This window comes from Mycobacterium sp. DHQP2018-32-09 (genome assembly GCF_058148405.1).
In genome coordinates this window covers 1-15,900 of record NZ_JBYVYK010000057.1, presented here as the reverse complement: position 1 = coordinate 15,900, position 15,900 = coordinate 1, and the positions used below count along the sequence as shown (strand labels likewise).

At 70.7% G+C, this 15,900-nt stretch carries 14 protein-coding genes and 2 pseudogenes; 14 read left to right on the top strand and 2 right to left on the bottom strand.

Annotation, left to right across the window (positions count from 1 at the left end):
* The first annotated feature begins 72 nt into the window (after positions 1-72).
* Positions 73-1,398 (top strand): lipase family protein, encoded by a 1,326-nt coding sequence (locus tag AC30CM_RS22920; RefSeq protein ID WP_490119231.1) that lies wholly within the window; start codon positions 73-75, stop codon positions 1,396-1,398.
* Here the strand turns inward: AC30CM_RS22920 and AC30CM_RS22915 are convergent.
* Complete coding sequence (locus tag AC30CM_RS22915; protein WP_490119211.1) at positions 1,395-1,925, bottom strand: TetR/AcrR family transcriptional regulator; 531 nt, start codon at positions 1,923-1,925, stop codon at positions 1,395-1,397. The two genes, AC30CM_RS22920 and AC30CM_RS22915, sit on opposite strands and share 4 nt — an antisense overlap.
* Before the next feature lie 254 nt (positions 1,926-2,179).
* Here AC30CM_RS22915 and AC30CM_RS22910 point away from each other — a divergent pair, with 254 nt between their 5' ends.
* The 12 genes and pseudogenes from AC30CM_RS22910 (at position 2,180) to lpqB (ending at position 14,700) form a co-directional block, all read left to right on the top strand.
* Positions 2,180-2,845 carry an HAD family hydrolase gene (locus AC30CM_RS22910; protein WP_490119210.1) on the top strand — a complete coding sequence of 222 codons (666 nt, stop codon included), beginning with the start codon at positions 2,180-2,182 and terminating at the stop codon, positions 2,843-2,845.
* Positions 2,846-2,898: 53 nt separating this feature from the next.
* The gene (locus tag AC30CM_RS22905; RefSeq protein WP_490119230.1) at positions 2,899-4,107 is read left to right on the top strand and encodes a sedoheptulose 7-phosphate cyclase; all 1,209 of its coding nucleotides are present in this window, start codon (positions 2,899-2,901) and stop codon (positions 4,105-4,107) included.
* Positions 4,100-4,927, top strand: coding sequence for an O-methyltransferase (locus AC30CM_RS22900; RefSeq protein WP_490119209.1), 828 nt, complete (start codon positions 4,100-4,102; stop codon positions 4,925-4,927). Before AC30CM_RS22905 ends, AC30CM_RS22900 begins: the two co-directional genes overlap by 8 nt.
* Positions 4,924-6,273, top strand: a complete 1,350-nt coding sequence (locus tag AC30CM_RS22895; protein WP_490119208.1) for an ATP-grasp domain-containing protein — start codon at positions 4,924-4,926, stop codon at positions 6,271-6,273. Before AC30CM_RS22900 ends, AC30CM_RS22895 begins: the two co-directional genes overlap by 4 nt.
* A 2-nt stretch (positions 6,274-6,275) precedes the next feature.
* On the top strand, positions 6,276-7,343 hold the full coding sequence (locus tag AC30CM_RS22890) for a D-alanine--D-alanine ligase family protein (protein ID WP_490119207.1): 1,068 nt from the start codon (positions 6,276-6,278) through the stop codon (positions 7,341-7,343).
* On the top strand, positions 7,325-8,095 hold the full coding sequence (locus AC30CM_RS22885) for a TauD/TfdA dioxygenase family protein (RefSeq protein WP_490119206.1): 771 nt from the start codon (positions 7,325-7,327) through the stop codon (positions 8,093-8,095). Before AC30CM_RS22890 ends, AC30CM_RS22885 begins: the two co-directional genes overlap by 19 nt.
* Positions 8,096-8,176: 81 nt before the next feature.
* A complete protein-coding gene (locus tag AC30CM_RS22880; protein ID WP_490119205.1) occupies positions 8,177-9,010 on the top strand; it encodes an endonuclease/exonuclease/phosphatase family protein in 834 nt (277 codons plus the stop codon).
* Between the two features lie 29 nt (positions 9,011-9,039).
* Entirely contained in the window at positions 9,040-9,891 is an 852-nt protein-coding gene (locus AC30CM_RS22875; RefSeq protein WP_490119204.1) for a GAF domain-containing protein, read from the top strand.
* 35 nt (positions 9,892-9,926) lie between these two features.
* Positions 9,927-10,556 carry a dTMP kinase gene (locus AC30CM_RS22870; protein ID WP_490119203.1) on the top strand — a complete coding sequence of 210 codons (630 nt, stop codon included), beginning with the start codon at positions 9,927-9,929 and terminating at the stop codon, positions 10,554-10,556.
* Between the two features lie 57 nt (positions 10,557-10,613).
* Entirely contained in the window at positions 10,614-11,300 is a 687-nt protein-coding gene (gene mtrA, locus AC30CM_RS22865) for a two-component system response regulator MtrA (RefSeq protein ID WP_490119202.1), read from the top strand.
* Positions 11,297-12,974 (top strand): annotated as a pseudogene (gene mtrB, locus AC30CM_RS22860) (MtrAB system histidine kinase MtrB); the annotation flags it as partial. The gene mtrA and the pseudogene mtrB, both read left to right, overlap by 4 nt.
* Positions 12,949-14,700, top strand: a complete 1,752-nt coding sequence (gene lpqB, locus AC30CM_RS22855; protein WP_490119229.1) for an MtrAB system accessory lipoprotein LpqB — start codon at positions 12,949-12,951, stop codon at positions 14,698-14,700. The pseudogene mtrB and the gene lpqB, both read left to right, overlap by 26 nt.
* Here lpqB and AC30CM_RS22850 read toward each other — a convergent pair whose 3' ends face one another.
* A complete protein-coding gene (locus tag AC30CM_RS22850; protein ID WP_490119201.1) occupies positions 14,701-15,459 on the bottom strand; it encodes an SDR family NAD(P)-dependent oxidoreductase in 759 nt (252 codons plus the stop codon).
* Between the two features lie 99 nt (positions 15,460-15,558).
* On the opposite strand from AC30CM_RS22850, the pseudogene AC30CM_RS22845 reads away from it, so the two are divergent.
* Positions 15,559-15,900 (top strand): annotated as a pseudogene (locus AC30CM_RS22845) (ComF family protein); the annotation flags it as partial.

Genomic DNA, 15,900 nt, shown 5'->3' with positions numbered 1-15,900 from the left:
AAGCGCCGAAACCACACGTGAATCGACCGTGAAGTCGATACGTTCGCAACCATGCGTCGGGTACCGGGGTGGATGTTCTCGGGCGTGCTGACGGCACTGTCGGTGCTCGTGGTCTCCCTGCTGATGGTCCCCGTCCTGGTCCCGGTGGCCACGGCGGCACCCGACCCCACCAACGACGTTCGCGATCCCAAGTACAACGAGGACCGCTACCTCGAGTTCTACACGCCACCGGATCCGTTGCCGCCGGGCACACCTGGCGACGTGATCCGCAGCGAACCATCGCCGCTGGTGCTCGAACCGTCGGGGCAGCTCGGTGCGATCATGGCCACCGGGACCCGAATCATGTACCGCAGCACCGACGCTCGGGGCCAGCCGATGGCCGTGACGGGCACGTACTTCGAGCCCTTCAACGCCTGGCCGGGCCGGGGGCCGCGGCCGCTGATCGTGTATGGCCCCGGCACGCAGGGGCAGGGTGATCAGTGCGCGCCGTCGCGGCAGTTCAACCAGGGCATTCACTTCTCGCCCTTCCTGGACTTCACGTTCAACTACGAGGAGCTGTTCGTCGCGACCATGGTGGCGCGGGGTTTCGCGATCGTGATGACCGACTACCAGGGGCTCGGCACGCCGGGGCTGCACACCTACGTCAACCGGGTGGCGCAGGGCGACGCCATGCTCGACGCCGGTCGGGCGGCCCTGCGGCTGCCGGGTACGTCCTTGGATCCTGATGGGCCGGTGGCCTTTTGGGGTTACTCCCAGGGTGGGGGAGCGGCAGCGTCGGCCGCCGAGCTGGCGTCGTCCTACGCGCCCGAGCTGCACGTGGTCGGGACGTATGCCGGCGCCCCGCCGGCCGATCTCAAGGAGTTGTTCCCCTACGCCGACGGCAGTGCGCTGGTGGGCGTGGTGGGGTACGCGCTGAACTCGGTGATCACGACCTATCCGGAGTTCGCCGACCTCATCCGCTCCAAGCTGACGCCGCGCGGGCTCGATCTGTTGCAGAAGGTGCAGGATCAGTGCATCGCCGAGACCGCGGCGAAGTTCATGTTTCGGCACCTGCAGCCGTACTTCAACGTCGACATCGACGAGGCGGTCAACGAGGAGCCGTTCGCGTCGCTGTTCGACATGCAGCGCATCGGCAAGCTGAATCCCGATGCGCCCGTGCTGATCCTGAGCAATCGGTTCGATCCGCTGGTGCCGTGGACTGCGGCCAATCAGCTGGGGCGGGACTGGTGCTCCCGGGGCGCCGACGTGCAGTTCTGGACCAACGAACAGCCCCCGTTCCTCAACAAGGCGGTGGTGAACCATGCACTGCCGATGCTCGTCGACGGCGAGCGTGCCATGCAGTGGATCGCCGACCGGTTCAACGGGTTGCCGACGACGCCGAATTGCGGTGACTTCTAGGGTCTTTCGGGCGCGGCCTGGAGGATCACGTCCACGGCCGTCTCGATGACGTCGTCGTCCGGTGGCCGTCCGAACATGAGCGTGGGGCAGGCGACCACGCCGGCGAGCATCGAGATCGCCGCTTCCAAGCGGGATCCCGTGAACAGTGCCGCGAGCATCCCGCGGATGGGCTGCTGGGCGTCGGCGTTGATGCGGTCGCGGATGCGCGCCATCTCGTCCACCGACGCCCACTGCGCCATCACCGCCAGCACCTGGTCCAGACGGAACTCGCGGACGGCTCGGCGGAAGGCGTGCAGTTCGCCGATGAGGTCCGCGCGCAGGTCGCCGGTGGGCTCCTGGTGCGGCAGGTCGCCCAGCGCGTCGAGGGCGAGCACGATCAGCTCCACGCGTGCCGGCCAGTGGGTGTACAGCGTGGTCTTGGAGTAGCCGGCGATCTCGGCGACGTGGGCGTGGGTGAGGGCGTCGGCGCCCTCCTCGGTGAGCACGCGCAGGGCCGCCCGGGAGACGTCGGCGCGGGTGCGAGCCACGCGCGCATCCTTGCCCTGGTCGGGAGATTCGGGCGTATCGGAAGGTGCCGCGGGTGCCACGGGGTCACCTCCTTGCCGTCGTGAGCATCGAACGCACAAGAAGCTATCTAATGAACGTTGAGTTCAATTATGACAGAAATGTTCAGAAATGGACGTTTGGCGCATTAGTGGACGGGGGATTCAGCGCGCGGATGCGGCCCCGGAGCGGCTCGCACCGCGACCGACGACCATCGCGCCCTGGCGAAAGGCCCCACATGTCCGCCATCCTCTTCGGATCCATCAGCACCCTCGTCGACACCTCCGAGCTGCAGCGCCGCGCCTTCAACGAGGCCTTCGCCGCCCACGGCCTGGACTGGGAGTGGTCGCGCGACGACTACACGGCCATGCTGGGGTCCAACGGCGGCAAGCAGCGCATCGCGGACTACGCCGCCCGGCGCGGCGACGACGTCGACGCGGCCGCGGTGCACGAGACCAAGTCGAAGATCTTCCGCGAACTGCTGGCCGACGCCGACGTCGAACCGCGCCCCGGCGTCGTCCTCACCGTGGAGCGCGCCAAGCAGGACGGGCATGCGCTGGGCCTGGTGACCACCACCTCCCGCGAGAACGTGGCCGCGGTGCTCGCCGCACTGGAACGCCACGTCGACGCCGGCGCCTTCGACGTGGTGGTCGACGTCTCGTCGGTCGACGCGCCCAAGCCGAATCCCGACTCCTACCGCTATGCGCTCGACGAACTCGGGGAGTCGGCCGACGACGCCGTGGCCATCGAGGACAACGTCGGCGGCGTGCACGCGGCCGTCGCCGCCGGGGTCACCTGCGTGGCGTTCCCCAACGAGAACACCGTCGACGGCGACTTCGCCGAGGCCACCGAGACGGTCGACGCGCTCGACGCCGACCGCGTGGTCGAGCTGGCTCAGTCCTGAGCCGTCCCAGAACCGACCGTGCCGACCCCGAAGAGGAGAACGTCGTGAGCAACATGCAGGCCCGAGTCACCGCCCAGGACAGGGCATTCCACGTCGAAGGCTACGAGAAGATCGAGTACGACCTGGTGTACGTCGACGGCGTGTTCGACGCCGAGAACACCGCGTTGGCCGACTGCTATCGCCCCTACGGCCGGGCGCTGATGGTCGTCGACGAGGCGGTGCACCGCATCTACGGCGAGCGCATCCACGCCTACTTCGACGGCCACGGCATCGCGCTGACCGTGGTGCCGATCCAGATCCGCGAGACCGCCAAGTCGCTGGAGACCTTCGAGCGCATCGTCGGCGAGTTCGACGCGTTCGGCCTGGTGCGCACCGAACCGGTGCTGGTGGTCGGGGGCGGATTGACCACGGACGTCGCGGGTTTCGCCTGCGCGAGCTACCGCCGCAACACCCCGTACATCCGCATCCCCACCACGTTGATCGGGCTCATCGACGCCAGCGTGTCGATCAAGGTCGCCGTCAACCACGGCAAGCACAAGAACCGCCTCGGTGCCTATCACGCATCCCAGAAGGTGTTCCTCGACTTCTCCTTCCTGGGTACGCTGCCCGAGGACCAGGTGCGCAACGGGATGGCGGAGCTGGTCAAGATCGCCGTGGTGGGCAACCGGGAGATCTTCGAGATGCTCGAGACGTCGGGCGTCGACCTGTTGCGCACGCGCTTCGGTCACCTGGACGGCACCCCGGAGTTGCGGGAGGTGGCCCACCGGCTCACCTATGCGGCCATCGCCACGATGCTCGACCTCGAATCGCCGAACCTGCACGAGATCGACCTGGACCGGGTGATCGCGTTCGGCCACACGTGGAGTCCCACACTGGAACTCACGCCGCCCGAACCGTTCTTCCACGGGCATGCCATCAGCATCGACATGGCGTACTCGGCCACGCTCGCCGAACGGCGCGGGCTGATCTCGGCAACCGACCGTGACCGCATCCTCACGGTGATGAACGCGCTGGGGTTGACGCTCACCAGCGACTACCTGACCGCCGAGCTGTTGGTGAGTGCCACCGAGGCCATCCTGCGGACCCGCGACGGGCTGCTGCGGGCGGCGGTGCCCGACCCGATCGGCGAGTGCCGCTTCCTCAACGACGTGACGTCCGACGAACTGGTCGACACGTTGCGCATGCACGAGAAGCTGTGCCTCGAATTCGACAGGGGCGGAGCCGGGATCGACGCCTTCACCGCGGCGCCGGGCCGTGCCTGAGGTCACCGACGCGGGACCCGCGGCGCCGCGCCCCGTGACGCCGTCGACCATCCTGGCCGCAGAACTCGCCGACGTGTGCGCCGCACTGGAGGCGGGCGGGACGGTCGACCCGCGCGTGCTCGAACGCGTGCGCCGGGCGCGCGACCTGGCCGCCGGTCTGGACCCCTATCTGGAACGCTGCACGACGCCGGAGTCGCCCGCGCTGGCGCGGCTGGCGCGCCGCACCCGCGCCACCGACTGGGCGATCGCGTCCGACGGCCGGTTGGAACAGGAGATGCTCTGCGGCCACGTCGAGGGCAAGGCCTTGCAGTTCCTGGTGCGCCTGGCCGCACCGCGGCGGGTGTTGGAGATCGGGTTGTTCACGGGTTATTCGGCGTTGGCGATGGCCGAGGCCCTGCCCGCCGGTGCGACGCTGCTCGCGTGCGAAATCGACGCGGGGGCTGCGGAATTCGCCAGGGGCTGCTTCGACGACTCGCCGGTGGGTGACCGGATCACCATCGAGGTGGGCCCGGCCCTGGACACGCTTCGTCGCCTGGCCGCCGACGGGGCAGAACCGTTCGACTTCGTCTTCGTCGACGCCGACAAGGGCGGCTACCTGGGCTACCTCGACGTGCTGCTGGACGGTGACCTGCTGGCACCGCACGCGGTGATCGCCGTGGACAACACCCTCATGCAAGGCCAGCCGTACACCGACGAGGGCGTCACCGGCAACGGCGCGGCGATCCGCTCCTTCAACGACGCGGTATCCGCCGACCCACGCGTCGAGCAGGTGCTGCTGCCGCTGCGGGACGGGCTCACGTTGATCCGGCGGGTGGCGTGATCGCCCGGACCGTCGCCGCTCTGGCCGCGCTGGCCGCCACCGCTCCGCTGAACGCGGCGGTGGTCGCGGCCACTTCGGTATCCGGGCTGGCATCCGGGCTGGCATCCGGGCTGACATCCGGGATGGCATCCGGGGTGGCCCGTCGGCGTGCCACCCCGGACACCGCCCGCGCGGCGACCCGGCTGACCGTCCTGGTGAGCGGCGGCAAGATGACCAAGGCGCTGCAGCTGGCGCGGTCGTTCCACGCCGCCGGGCACCGCGTGATCCTGGTGGAGTCTGCCAAGTACCGCTGGACCGGGCACCGGTTCTCCCGCGCGGTGGCGCGCTTCTACACGGTGCCCGACGTCACTGCCCCCGGGTACGCCGAGGCCTTGCGCGACATCGCGATCGCCGAGCGCGTCGACGTGTTCGTCCCCGTGGCCAGCCCGGCCGCGAGCGTGCCGGACGCCGAGGCGCGCCACGTGCTCGACGACGTCTGCGAGGTGCTGCACGGCGACGTCGAGTCCGTCCGGATGCTCGACGACAAGTCGGCGTTCTGCCGTACCGCGGCGGGACTGGGCCTGCGCGTTCCCGACTCCCACCGCATCACCGACGTCCGCCAGATCGAGGAGTTCGACTTTCCCGAGGGGCGCAGCTACGTGCTCAAGCGCATCGCCTACAACCCGGTCGGCCGGATGGACCTGACCCGCCTGACCCGGGAAACACCGTCGGCCAACGTGGAGTTCGCGCGCCACCTGGGCATCTGCGAGGACGATCCGTGGATCCTGCAGGAGTTCGTGGAGGGTCGGGAGTACTGCACGCACGGCACCGCCCGCTCCGGCCGCCTGCAGGTGTACGGATGCTGCGAGTCCTCGGCCTTCCAGATCAACTACGCACACGTCGACAAGCCCGAGATCGAGTACTGGGTGCGACGTTTCGTCGAAGAGCTGGGATTGACCGGACAGGTCTCCTTCGACTTCATCGAGGCGGCCGACGGGCATGCGTATGCGATCGAGTGCAACCCGCGCACGCATTCGGCCATCACCATGTTCTACGACCACCCCGACGTCGCGGCGGCCTACCTGCAGGACGGGCACCCGATGATCACGCCCCACCCGGCGGCCCGCCCGACGTACTGGCTGTACCACGAACTCTGGCGCCTGCTCGCCGAGCCCGGTCGCCGCCATCGACTTCGCGTCCTGCTCACGGGTAAGGACGCCATCTTCGCCGGGTGGGATCCGCTGCCGTTCTTCGCCGTCCACCACGTGCAGCTGCCATCCCTGCTGTGGCGCAGCCTGCGACGCCGCGGCGAGTGGACGCGCATGGACTTCAACATCGGCAAGCTCGTCGAACCGGGAGGAGACTGACCGTGGAACGGCGCCGCCGCAGGGTGCTGCACCTCGTCGGATCGCCCGTCGACGAGTTCCACGCCGAGCTGTCACGGCTGTACGCCGGCGCCTGTCTGAGCGCGCTCGGTGATGTGGCCGGCGACGAGCACGAGGCCCACATCGCCTACGTGGCCCCCGGCGGGGATTGGCGGTTTCCCGCGGACCTGTCCGCTCCGGCGCTCGCCGCCGCGCCGTCGCATTCCACCGCCGCGGCCATCGCGGCGATCACCGAGCTGGACGTCGACGTGATGGTGCCTCAGATGTTCTGCCTCCCCGGCATGACCGCCTACCGCGCGCTGTTCGACGTGCTGGGCATCCCCTACGTCGGCAATCGCGCGGACGTCATGGCGCTGGCGGCCGACAAGGGCAAGACCCGTGCCGTCGTCGCCGCCGCCGGGGTGCGCGTGCCACCCGGACGCGTCGTGCGTGCCGCCGACGAGCCCGTCGACACACCGCTGCCCGTGGTGGTCAAGCCCGTCGACTCGGACAACTCGATGGGCGTGACGCTGGTGCGAGAGCGGGCCGACTACGCCGAGGCCGTACGCGCCGCGTTGGCGCACGGGCCGGCCGCGCTGGTCGAGTCGTACGTCGATCTGGGTCGAGAGGTGCGGTGCGGCATCGTCGTTCGCGACGGTGAGCTGATCTGCCTACCGCTGGAGGAGTACGCCGTCGACCCGGTCACCAAACCGATCCGCGACCGCGAGGACAAGCTCGCGCGCACGTCCGACGACGAACTGTTCCTCGTGGCCAAGGACGCCAGCCGCGCCTGGATCGTCCCCACCGACGATCCGATCACCGAGCGCGTGTGGGAGGCCGCGCGCCGCTGCCACGTGGCGCTGGGCTGTCGGCACTACGGCCTGTTCGACTTCCGCATCGATGCCGAGGGGCAGCCGTGGTTCCTCGAGGCCGGGCCCTACTGCTCGTACGCACCCAGCAGCGTCATCGCGGTGATGGCCGCCGCCGCGGGCATCACGCTGGACGCCCTGTTCGCCGCGGCGCTTCACGAAGTGGACCGCGAGGAAGGCCTGCCATGCACGTCACACCCCTGAACCCGGTGGGCGCCGAGGTCCGTGGCGTCGTCGTCGGAGCGCTCGAACCTCCGACGGTGGCGCAGCTGCAGCGGTTGCTCGCCGACCACGGCGTGCTGGTGCTGCGCGATCGACACGCCACCGACGACGAATTCCTGGCGTTCCTGCGCAGTTTCGGCGACCTCGCCTTCACCGTCGGCGAGACACCGGTCCCGGGATTCCCCGATCTGAACGTGATCAGCAACGTCGGGCGCACCACCCCGCCGCGCTCGGTGTTCCACGTGGACACCAGCTACGTGCGAAACCCGCCGTGCTACACCGCATTGCGCGCCGTCGACGTGCCCGACGCCGGCGGGCACACGCTGTTCTCCAACCAGTACCGGGCCCACGACACGCTACCCGAGCACGTGCGGCGCGACCTGGCCGACCGCACCATCGAGCACGTCGTCACGGGTCTGGATCTCGACGACGACGCGGAGACCGCCGCGACCCATCCGGTGCTGCGGCCCCACCCGGTCAGCGGCCGGACGGCGCTCTACCTGACGACACCACGACGGTGCGCGGGGATGAGCGGACTGTCGCCGGCACGCGCCGCCGAGATGGTGGGCTACCTGTACGAGCACTCCACCAGGCCGGACAACGTCACCAGGCACGCGTGGGCCCCGGGAGACGTCGTCATCTGGGACAACCGCTGCGTGATGCACCGCGCCGACCACGACGGCGTGCGCGGCAGGCGCGTCATGCACCGCGGCATGGTGGCCTCCCCGGTCTGACGGCGCGCCGCGACGGCATGATCGACGGTGATGTCGCAGACGTTTGCCTTCCGACTAAACCTCAGGCGCCGTAGGAGCCCGGTGCCGGTCCTGCGCTTCGACGCGGTGACCGGACGCTGGCACCCCGGGGACGCCTGGCCACGCTCCGTGCCGGACACCCTCGTGCTCACCACGTTCAACGTGTGGTTCGATCCCTTCCACGCGCGGCGGCGCTACCAGGCGGTGGCCGACGTGCTGGCGCCGCTGGAACCGGACGTCATGGTGTTCCAGGAGGTCACCGCGCCGGCGCTCGACGTGCTGTTGGCGCAGCCGTGGATCAGGGCCTCATACGTCGCCGCGTCCGTCACGGGAAGGCGCACCGGCAACTACGGCATGCTGATCCTGTCCCGGTTGCCGCTGCGTCGCGTGGCCCACACCGCGTTGCCCACCGAGGCGTGGCGCGGGGTGCTGCACGCGCGCGTCGACGTCGGGGGCCGCCCGCTGCACCTCGGGTGCGTCCACCTCGACAGCGGCAAGTCCCGTGCGCAGCTGCGAGAGCGACAGCTGCGCAAGGTGTTTGGGCTGTTCGACGATGCCGAGGACGTCATCCTGCTCGGGGACTTCAACATGCGCGACGACGAGCGCATCGCGCCGCCGTTCACCGACGTCTGGCCGGTGCTACGGCCCGGGCAGCCGGGTTTCACCGAGGACACGTCGATCAACCTGATGCGCCTGGACAGCACGGGCAAGCCGCGCCACGTCCGGTTCGACCGGGTGGTGCTCAAGGGACCCGGCATCCGGGCCGTCGACATCGGATTGCTCGGCACCGAACCGGTGTCGGCTCACCTGCCGCGGGTGTTCCCGTCCGACCACTTCGGCGTGTCGTGCCGCGTGGCGCCTGCGCCCGGTTTCACCGATACCGCGCCGGGGTATTGAGCGGGCAGCCAGCAGATGGGAGCACGTACATGGCCGTACAGGGCGCCGGCGACACCGTCGTCGATCCGGAAACGTTGATCGCCCGGGTCAACCTGATCTCGCACGCCACCGTGCGCACCGCCGTCGACCGCCTTCGCGACGTCCACCGGATCACCGATCCGGACATCGCCTTTCGCTCGCTGTACCGCGTGGCCAAGCGGCACGACGTGAAGTTGCGCCACCTCGCGGCGGCGGTCGTGTCCCACGACGCATCGTCGACGGGGCCGGAGATCGCGGCGGTGCCCGCCGAGCCGCGGTTGCCGTTCGCCTCGCGGGGCCGCGGCGCCCTGCGCCCGGTCGCGGTGCTGGACGACCTGCTGGCGACGGCCACCGAACTGACGGGTGCGCGGATGGGGGCGGTGCACCTGCGCCATGCCGTGCACGGCGGGCTGTGCATCGAGTCGTCCACGGGCTTGAGCGAGGAGTACCGCAGGCACTTCAGCTACGTCGACGACGCCGGGTCGGTGGCGGGCAGGTCGAGCGCTCGGTGCGCGGTGATCCGCGTCGACGACGTCGCCACCCACCCCGTGTACACCCGCGCCGACGCCGCGGTGCTCGCCGATCAGGGCATCGCCGCGGAGTTGGCCGTGCCGATGTGCGACGAGTCCGGCGAGAACCGGGGTGCGGTGGTGGTGCAGTTCGACGCGCGGCATCCGCACGTGGATCCGTTCGCCGTGGAGATGCTGCACGGGCACGCCGACGCGTGCGCACAGTGGCTGTGGTGGTACGACCAGGCGGTGGTCCCCGGCCTGGTGGCCGCGGTCCACGCGCACGCCGCCCAGTTGGGTGCCGTCGAGGCGCCGTCCACCGGGGAACTGGCGTCGGAGGTCGTCCCGGCCTGACACGGCGCGGTGGGCGGGCCCGCTACGCTCGCCCCGTGCTCATCGCGATCGAGGGTGTCGACGGCGCCGGCAAGCGGACGCTCACCGACGGTCTGCGAGCGGTGTTCGAGGCCGCCGGCGCATCGGTGGCCCGGGTGGCCTTCCCGCGCTACGACGTGTCCATCCACGCCGACCTGGCCGCCGAGGCGCTGCGCGGTGGGCACGGCGACCTCGCCGACTCCGTCTACGCCATGGCCGTGCTGTTCGCGCTCGACCGCGCCGACGCGCGCGCCCACGTGGAGGCCCTGTCCGAGAATCACGACGTGGTGATCCTGGACCGGTACGTGGCCTCCAACGCCGCGTACAGCGCGGCCCGCCTGCGCCAGGACGTCGACGGCGAGGTGGTGGAGTGGGTGCGCGCGCTCGAGTTCGACCGCTTCGCCCTGCCGGTGCCCGACTGGCAGGTGCTGCTGGCCGTGCCGCCCGAGCTGGCCGCCGAGCGCGCCATCCGGCGCGCCGAACACGACGCCGGCCGCGCTCGCGACGCCTACGAACGCGACGATGGTCTGCAGCGGCGCACCAGCGCGGCGTATTCGGCTCTGGCGGAGCGGAATTGGATGGGTCCGTGGCTGCGGATCGGTCCCGACGCGGTGGCCGCCGACGTGGTCGCCGCGATGCGCGGTTGACGTCTACGGCAAAACACGCCGTGTGGCAACCCGGGATTGTCGCGATCTGGTGACACCATGGACACCATGAGGCAAAGGATTCTGGTCGTCGACGACGACCCATCGCTGGCCGAGATGCTGACGATCGTCCTGCGCGGTGAGGGCTTCGACACCGCGGTGATCGGCGACGGCAGCCAGGCTCTCACGGCGGTCCGCGAGTTGCGGCCGGATCTGGTGCTGCTCGACCTCATGTTGCCCGGCATGAACGGCATCGACGTCTGCCGCGTGCTGCGCGCCGACTCCGGCGTGCCGATCGTGATGCTGACGGCCAAGACCGACACCGTCGACGTCGTGCTGGGTCTGGAATCCGGCGCCGACGACTACGTGATGAAACCCTTCAAGCAGAAGGAGCTGGTGGCCCGCGTGCGGGCCCGGTTGCGGCGCAACGACGACGGGCCCGCCGAGATGCTGTCCATCGCCGACGTCGACATCGACGTGCCCGCCCACAAGGTGACGCGCGCCGGCGAGCAGATCTCCCTCACCCCGCTGGAGTTCGACCTGCTGGTGGCGCTGGCACGCAAGCCGCGCCAGGTGTTTACTCGAGACGTGCTCCTCGAGCAGGTGTGGGGTTACCGCCACCCCGCGGATACGCGTCTCGTCAACGTGCACGTGCAGCGGTTGCGCGCCAAGGTCGAGAAGGATCCCGAGAACCCGCAGGTGGTGCTCACCGTTCGAGGAGTGGGATACAAGGCCGGACCTCCGTGATCTTCGGCTCCCGCCGCGTCCGTGGCGGCTGGGGGCAAGGTCCGCTGGTCCGTGGCCTCCGCACCCTGAGCCGTGCCCTGGGGCATGCCTGGCGGCGCTCGCTGCAGCTGCGGGTGGTGACGCTCACCCTCGGGCTGTCCCTGGCCGTCATCATGGTGCTGGGCTTCGTGCTCACCAGCCAGATCACCGACCGCATCCTCGACGTCAAGGTGCGCGCCGCCACCGAGGAGATCGACCGCGCCCGCACCACCGTCAGCGGCATCGTGGGCGGCGAGGAGAGCCGATCGCTCGACAGCAGCCTGCAGTTGGCGCGCAACACCCTCGTCGACCGCAAGGCCGAATCCGGGGCCGGGCTCGCCGGCGCGTTCGACGCCGTGCTGGTGGTGCCGGGCGACGGCCCCCGCGCTGCCACGGCCGCGGGACCCGTCGGGCAGGTCCCCGCCACGCTGCGCGAATTCGTCAAGGCCGGCCAGGTGAGCTACCAGTACGCCACGGTGCACACCGACGCCTACTCCGGTCCCGCGCTCGTCGTGGGCAGCCCCACGTCGTCGTCGGTGACCAATCTCGAGCTGTACCTGATCTTCCCGTTGAACAACGAGGAGAGCACGATCGCGCTGGTGCGCGGCACCATGGCCACCGGCGGCATCGTCCTGCTGGGGCTGCTGGCCGCCATCGCCCTGCTGGTGGCCCGCCAGATCGTGTTGCCGGTGCGGTCCGCGTCCCGGATCGCCGAACGATTCGCCGAGGGCCACCTCACCGAGCGCATGCCGGTGCGCGGCGAAGACGACATGGCCCGCCTGGCGGTGTCGTTCAACGACATGGCCGAAAGCCTGTCCCGCCAGATCACCCAGCTGGAGGAGTTCGGCAACCTGCAACGCCGCTTCACCTCCGACGTCAGCCACGAGCTGCGCACCCCCCTGACCACGGTGCGCATGGCGGCCGACCTCATCTACGACCACAGCGAGGAACTCGAGCCCGCACTGCGCCGCTCCACCGAGCTGATGATCAACGAGCTGGACCGGTTCGAGACCCTGCTCAGCGACCTGCTGGAGATCTCCCGGCACGACGCGGGCGTCGCCGAACTGTCGGTCGAGTCCCTCGACCTGCGCGGCACCGTCGAGAGCGCGCTGGACAACGTGGGGCATCTGGCCAAGGACGCCGGCGTCGACCTCATCGTCGACATGCCCGGGGACCAGGTGATCGCCGAGGTCGACCCCCGACGCGTCGAGCGGATCTTGCGCAACCTCATCGCCAACGCGATCGATCACGCCGAGCACAAGCCGGTCCGCATCCGCATGGTGGCCGACGAGGACACGGTCGCCGTCACCGTCCGCGACTACGGCGTCGGTCTCCGCCCCGGGGAGGAGAAGCTGGTCTTCAGCCGGTTCTGGCGCTCGGATCCCTCTCGGGTGCGGCGGTCGGGCGGCACCGGGCTGGGGCTGGCGATCAGCATCGAGGACGCGCGCCTGCACCAGGGGCGGTTGGAGGCGTGGGGCGAGCCCGGCAAGGGGGCCTGCTTCCGGCTGACCCTGCCGCTGGTGCGTGGCCACAAGGTCACCACCAGCCCGCTGCCGCTCAAGCCCACCGGACCCGACCGTGCGCCCGTCCGCGAGACCCTGCCCGCGGGGGAGCGCGCGTGAGGCGACTGCTGGTCGTCGTCAGCGCGCTGGTGCTCGCGATCGGGCTCGCCGGGTGCGCCGGGGTGCCCAGTTCGTCGGCGCCGCAGGCCATCGGCACCGTCGACCGGCCGGCACCGCCCAGCCTGCCGACGCCGTCACCCGGCATGGATCCCGACGTCCTGCTGCGCGAATTCCTCAAGGCCACCGCCGATCCCGCCAACCGGCACCTCGCCGCCCGGCAGTTCCTCACCGAGTCGGCCTCGAACGCGTGGGACGACGCGGGCAGCGCGCTGCTGATCGACCGGGTGGTGTTCGTCGAGACCCGCGGCACCGACCGCGTGTCGGTCACCATGAAGGCCGACATCCTGGGCTCGCTGTCGGACATGGGCGTCTTCGAGACCGGCGACGGCGCCCTGCCCGACCCCGGACCCATCGAGCTGGTGAAGACCCCCGGCGGGTGGCGCATCGACCGGCTGCCCAACGGCGTGTTCCTGGACTGGCAGCAGTTCCAGTCCACCTACAAGCGACACACGCTGTACTTCGTCGACCCCACCGGCAAGACCGTGGTGCCGGATCCGCGCTACGTCGCGGTGTCCGACCCCGACCTGCTGGCCACCGAGCTGGTCACCAAACTGCTCACCGGACCGCGGCCCGAGATGGACCGGACCGTGCGCAACCTGCTGGCACCGCCGCTGCGGTTGCGCGGCCCCGTGACCCGCGCCGACGGCGGCAAGACCGGCGTCGGCCGCGGCTACGGCGGCGCCCGCATCGACCTGGAGAACCTCAACACCACCGACCCGCACAGCAGGCAACTGCTTGCCGCACAGGTCATCTGGACACTGTCGCGCGCGGGCATCAACGGGCCGTACGTGATCAACGCCGACGGAGCCGCCCTCGACGACCGCTTCGCCGAGGGTTGGAACACCTCCGACGTCGCCGCCACCGATCCAGGAGCCGACCCCGGCGCCGCCGCGGGCCTGCACGCGCTGCTCGGCGGATCCATGGTGGCGCTCGACGGCGACCGCGCGCCCAAGGTTCCCGGCTCGTTCGGCGACATCCGCGACCAGACCTCGGCGACCCTGTCGCGCAGCGGCCAGGAGGCGGCGTCGGTCGTGACGCTGCGTCCCGGCGCACCCGACATGGCGTCGTCGCTGTGGGTGGGCGCGGTCGGTGCCGACGCCTCGCAGGCGATCGACGGGCGCACGTTGAGCCGGCCCAGCTGGTCGCTGGACGACGCGATCTGGGTGGTGGTCGACGGCTCGGCCGTGGTGCGGGTGATCCAGGAGGCGGCGTCCGGTCAGCCGGCGCGCATCCCCGTCGACGCCGGTGCCGTCGCCACCCGCTTTCCGGGCCCCATCTCGGAGCTGCAGCTGTCCCGGGACGGCACCCGCGCGGCGATGGTCATCGCGGGCAAGGTGATCCTCGCAGGCGTCGAACAGAACCAGGGCCAGTACGCGCTGACCTACCCGCGGCGACTGGGTTTCGGGCTCGGCGACACCGCGGTGTCGTTGTCGTGGCGCACCGGCGACGACATCGTGGTGTCGCGTACCGACGCCCAGCACCCGGTCTCCTACGTGAACCTCGACGGCGTGAACTCCGACGGACCCAGCCGCAACCTGCTGGCCCCGGTGTCGACGGTGGCCGCCAACCCGTCGACCATCTACGTCGCGGACCAGCGTGGGGTACTGCAGCTGTCGGGCTCGGCCGCCGAGGACGACCTGGCGTGGGCCGAGGTGCGCCCGCTGTTGGGCCCGGGCGCCATCCCGGTGCTGCCGGGCTGATCAGCCCATCAACCGCCGAACGTGTCCCAGGACGTCCGGGTAGCGCAGCATGTGGGCGCCACCGTTGACGTCGAGCACCTCGCCGGTGATCCACGAGGCGCGGTCCGAGCAGAGGAACACGACGGCGTCGGCGATCTCCTCGGGCGTCCCCGCCCGCCGCAGCACGGTGTTGTCGACGTAGTCCTCGACGACGCCGGGGACGAGCGCCGCGGGCTCGGTGAGCGGTGTGCGCACGAAACCCGGGGCGACGGCGTTGACGCGGATGCCCCGCGGGGCGAACTCCATGGCCGCCACCTGCGTCAGCATCGACAGCCCGGCCTTCGCGGAGCAGTACGCGCTCATGCCGGCCGCAGGCTGGCGACCGTTGAGCGACGAGATCCACACCAGCGCACCGCCGTCGCGCAGCTGCCTGCCCGCGTACTTGGCGACGATCAACGAGCCGGTGAGACAGACGTCGACCACCGCCCGGAACTGGTCGACGGGCATGTCGACGATGGGGCTCATGGTGGAGAAGCCCGCCGTGGTGACGACGGCGTCCACCGTGCCGGTGCGCTCGAACAGTTCGGCCACCGCCGCCTCGTCGACGACGTCGACGCCCGCGTGGCCGTGCGGTTCGCCGAGTTCGGTGGCGCGCTCGCGGGCGGCGCTGGCGTCGAGGTCGGCCACCACGACGCGATGGCCCTCGGCGGCCAGCGCTCTCGCCGACGCCCAGCCGATACCCGACGCGCCGCCGATGACCAGAGCCGTGGGTGAGGGCACGCCTCACCATAGGCACCGCGGCGTGCGTCGCGGGTCGGGAACGGGACAACTCCTCGTGTCCGGCGGCGTGTCAGACCACGCGGTGAGACTGCGGGGGTGTTGGCCGATCTGATCCTCCCGCTCGAGTGCGGCGGGTGCGGGACCCCGGGCGTGCGGTGGTGCGCCACGTGCGCGCGGCAGCTGCTGCTGCGCGCCGACGAGCCCACGCTGGTGTCGCCGCGCGTGGACCCGGGTGTCCCGGTGTTCGCCCTCGGCCGCTATGCCGGGCCGCGCAGGGAGGCCATCGTCGCCGCCAAGGAGCGCGGCCGCGGCGACCTGATCGCGCCGCTGGGTGCGGTGCTGCGCACCGGGATCGATCGGCTGCTGGCCTGGGAGGTGCTGCCCGTCCCGCTGACGCTGGTGCCCGCGCCCACCAGGGCGGCGGCGGCCCGCCGCCGCGGC

Bases quoted from the DNA above. Each gene is read 5' to 3' on its own strand.
- AC30CM_RS22910 (WP_490119210.1), top strand. From the start codon at position 2,180: ATGTCCGCCATCCTCTTCGGATCCATCAGCACCCTCGTCGACACCTCC.
- mtrA (WP_490119202.1), top strand. From the start codon at position 10,614: ATGGACACCATGAGGCAAAGGATTCTGGTCGTCGACGACGACCCATCG.
- AC30CM_RS22875 (WP_490119204.1), top strand. From the start codon at position 9,040: ATGGCCGTACAGGGCGCCGGCGACACCGTCGTCGATCCGGAAACGTTG.
- AC30CM_RS22920 (WP_490119231.1), top strand. From the start codon at position 73: ATGTTCTCGGGCGTGCTGACGGCACTGTCGGTGCTCGTGGTCTCCCTG.
- AC30CM_RS22905 (WP_490119230.1), top strand. From the start codon at position 2,899: ATGCAGGCCCGAGTCACCGCCCAGGACAGGGCATTCCACGTCGAAGGC.
- AC30CM_RS22885 (WP_490119206.1), top strand. From the start codon at position 7,325: ATGCACGTCACACCCCTGAACCCGGTGGGCGCCGAGGTCCGTGGCGTC.